General features: G+C 45.3%; 2 protein-coding genes. Both read right to left on the reverse strand.

Annotation, left to right across the window (positions count from 1 at the left end):
• Window positions 1-138: 138 nt before the first annotated feature.
• Window positions 139-1,599: a carbon starvation CstA family protein gene (locus ACTHY5_RS08280; RefSeq protein ID WP_441878591.1), complete on the reverse strand. Its 1,461-nt coding sequence runs from the start codon at window positions 1,597-1,599 to the stop codon at window positions 139-141.
• 375 nt (window positions 1,600-1,974) lie between these two features.
• Window positions 1,975-2,643 carry a thiaminase II gene (tenA, locus tag ACTHY5_RS08285; protein WP_441878593.1) on the reverse strand — a complete coding sequence of 223 codons (669 nt, stop codon included), beginning with the start codon at window positions 2,641-2,643 and terminating at the stop codon, window positions 1,975-1,977.
• Window positions 2,644-2,819: the final 176 nt, after the last annotated feature.

Here is a 2,819-nt window from a genome sequence, read left to right on the forward strand (position 1 = left end):
TGGTAGGTTAGGGTGAGGTTTTTGGTCCAATGAATGGGGCCCTACATGAGGCACAATCTAGTTGGGTTACCTAGCTTATTGGGGCATAAAAAAGGATAGCCTAGGCTATCCTTTTTAAATACACAGTTTATTGCTGGGTTAGGCGATAACAGTGCGCTTTTTATGTTGCATTACCAAGCCAATAAAGCAGGCCAAGGCCACCACTACGCCAATGGGCTTGCTGTATTCCATGGGCATATTAAAGCCAATGCCGGCGGTGGCAATATAAGATACGGTAATGGCAGTACCCACCACAGCAGGAAGGCTGGCCACCCAGTGGAAGGTGCCTCTATCAAACAAGTACTTAGTTGCTAACCACAATACACTGGTCGATAACAGCATGTTAGAGAAAGCGAAATAGCGCCAAATGAGTGCGAAGTCTAAGAAGGTCATCAAATAGGCAATCCCCAGTAATGGAGCTGCAAGCCCAAGCCTATTTAGCGTGGTTTGTGAAATCTTAAACGCATCCATAATGGTTAAGCGTAATGAACGAAATGCGGTGTCGCCCGAGGTAATGGGGAAGATAGCAACGGCTAAAATCGCCATCACGCCGCCCATTACACCTAAATAACTGGTAGCAATATGGTTAACGACTAAGCCGGGGCCGCCCTGAGCTAGCATGGCTTTTAGCTCAATATATCCACCAGGGAATGCCGCAATACCGGCCATGGCCCATACACAGGCCACTATGCCCTCACACATCATGGCGCCATAAAACACCGGACGGGCATATTTTTCGTTGGTTAAGCAGCGGGCAATCATGGGCGATTGGGTGGAGTGAAAGCCACTAATAGCGCCACAAGTGATAGTCAAAAATAGCAGTGGCCAGACAGGCGCGCCATCTGGATTAGGTATTAATAAGTCTTCATGTGAGTGATTATCAAAGTAGGCAAACACATCACCAAATTGCGGTAAGTGTGGCGCTTCGAGTAACAGTGCGCCGGCAATTAAGGTGGTCATGACAATCATTAGCAGGCCAAATAATGGATACAGCTTGGTGATAATCTTATCAATAGGTAATAAGGTGGCTAAAAAGTAATAGCCTAAAATAACCAATACCCAAAAGCTGTTGCCCGCTAAAATGGTATCTTCAAAAAAAGACAGGTTACTCAGCAGCCCAGCTGGGCTCATAATAAAGACCACACCCACAAAAAACAGCAGCATGGCAGTAAAAATTAACATCACACCTTTAAAGAAGACGTTGTAATAGTTACCGGCAATTTCTGGCAAACTCTTACCGTCTTCTTTTAAGCTCATTACGCCTGAAAAGTAGTCATGTATTGCACCGCCCAGTACGTTACCAATGACTATCCATACCAAGGCCACTGGGCCATAAAGCGCCCCTAAAATAGGACCAAAAATAGGGCCGACACCGGCAATGTTTAAAAACTGGATTAAAAACGCCTTCACCGGGTGAATAGGCACGTAATCGACGCCATCTTCTAGTCGTTGCTGAGGTGTTTTAATAGTGGGGTCTATGCCGGCTTGTTTTTCAACAAAGGGTCCATAAAATTTATAGCCCAGTATTAAAATAGTAATACTGATAAAGAAAATAAGCATTGAGCAAATTCCTTATGATGTTAGATGCTTAGGGGTTAAAATTCTTAGCAAGGTAGCACGGACTCAGGCTACTGAGTAGTAGATTATAGTGGCAGGCGTTGATTGTTAAATATGATGAACGACAGCGCCAGCGCTAATCACCAAGCACAACACCTGCTTTTGTAGTCCCGCGCTTTAGCTGCGGGTCTTGCGGAGCAAGATGGTTTAAAAATAAAACCTATTTTTGCAACGGAAGAACACAGAAGAACACGGAAAAATAGTGATCAAACCTGAAAGAAAGCCGTACGTCTAACGCTGTACGTTAAAGAAACACACCTGTTTAGTTTTTACGTATGGCGGTCGGCGTACAGCTGTCTGTGTGAGTCGCTAGAAAAATCACATCTGTTGATTTAATCCCATGCCCCAAAAGTCAATTTCTAAACGAGTGGCATCGTTAAAAATGCGGCTTAATTGTTTAAAACGAGCGGGTGTCACATCGGCCAGTCGCTCATTTAGCCATTCAAGCTCGGCTTTTGCAGCCGCCTGAAATTCGTCACTTTCATACATGGCCAGCCAAGCTTCATAGGGGTTATTATCGCCGCGCACTGTATTAGGCTGAGCTATCAACCAACGTGCCACTTCGGCATAGCCCACCAAACAAGGGGCCAAGGCGACATGCATATCTAACAAGTCACCACGGTTGCCGGTATCTAACACGTAACGAGTATAGGCAAGTGTTGCGCGGGCTTCAGGTAGCTCGCTTAAGTCTTGCTCGCTAATGCCCCATTCATTGCAGTAGTTAATGTGCAAGCCTAATTCAAGGTCAATAATGGCATCAAACCCAGCTTTAGCATGGCGCAAGTCGGCAAGAGTGGGGCTTTTATAGGCGGCCAGTGCAAACGCGCGACCAAACTGAATTAAGAATAAATAATCTTGTTTTAAATAATGACGAAATGCTTGCGGCGCCAAAGTGCCATCGCCAAGTTGGCGCACAAAGTCGTGTTGAATATAATCGGTCCAAGGCTGATGGTTTTCTGTTTTAAAGTCTTCAAACGTAAAGCTCATTTCCTATCCTTTTGTGAATGTGCCATAGACTCCCATTAAGTTGTGTTCTTGATCAAGTTTGGGAGCACAAGCCATTTTGGACATATTTCGGCTAAGAGCAAGGCTTGAAGAGCAGCGCCGAGCGCCAAGCTTAAAGATAACCACTGGTTTAGGTTTTTCGTATAGCGGTCGGCGTA

The sequence above is a fragment of the Oceanisphaera sp. genome, from assembly GCF_052084945.1.
Taxonomy (GTDB): Bacteria; Pseudomonadota; Gammaproteobacteria; order Enterobacterales; family Aeromonadaceae; genus Oceanimonas.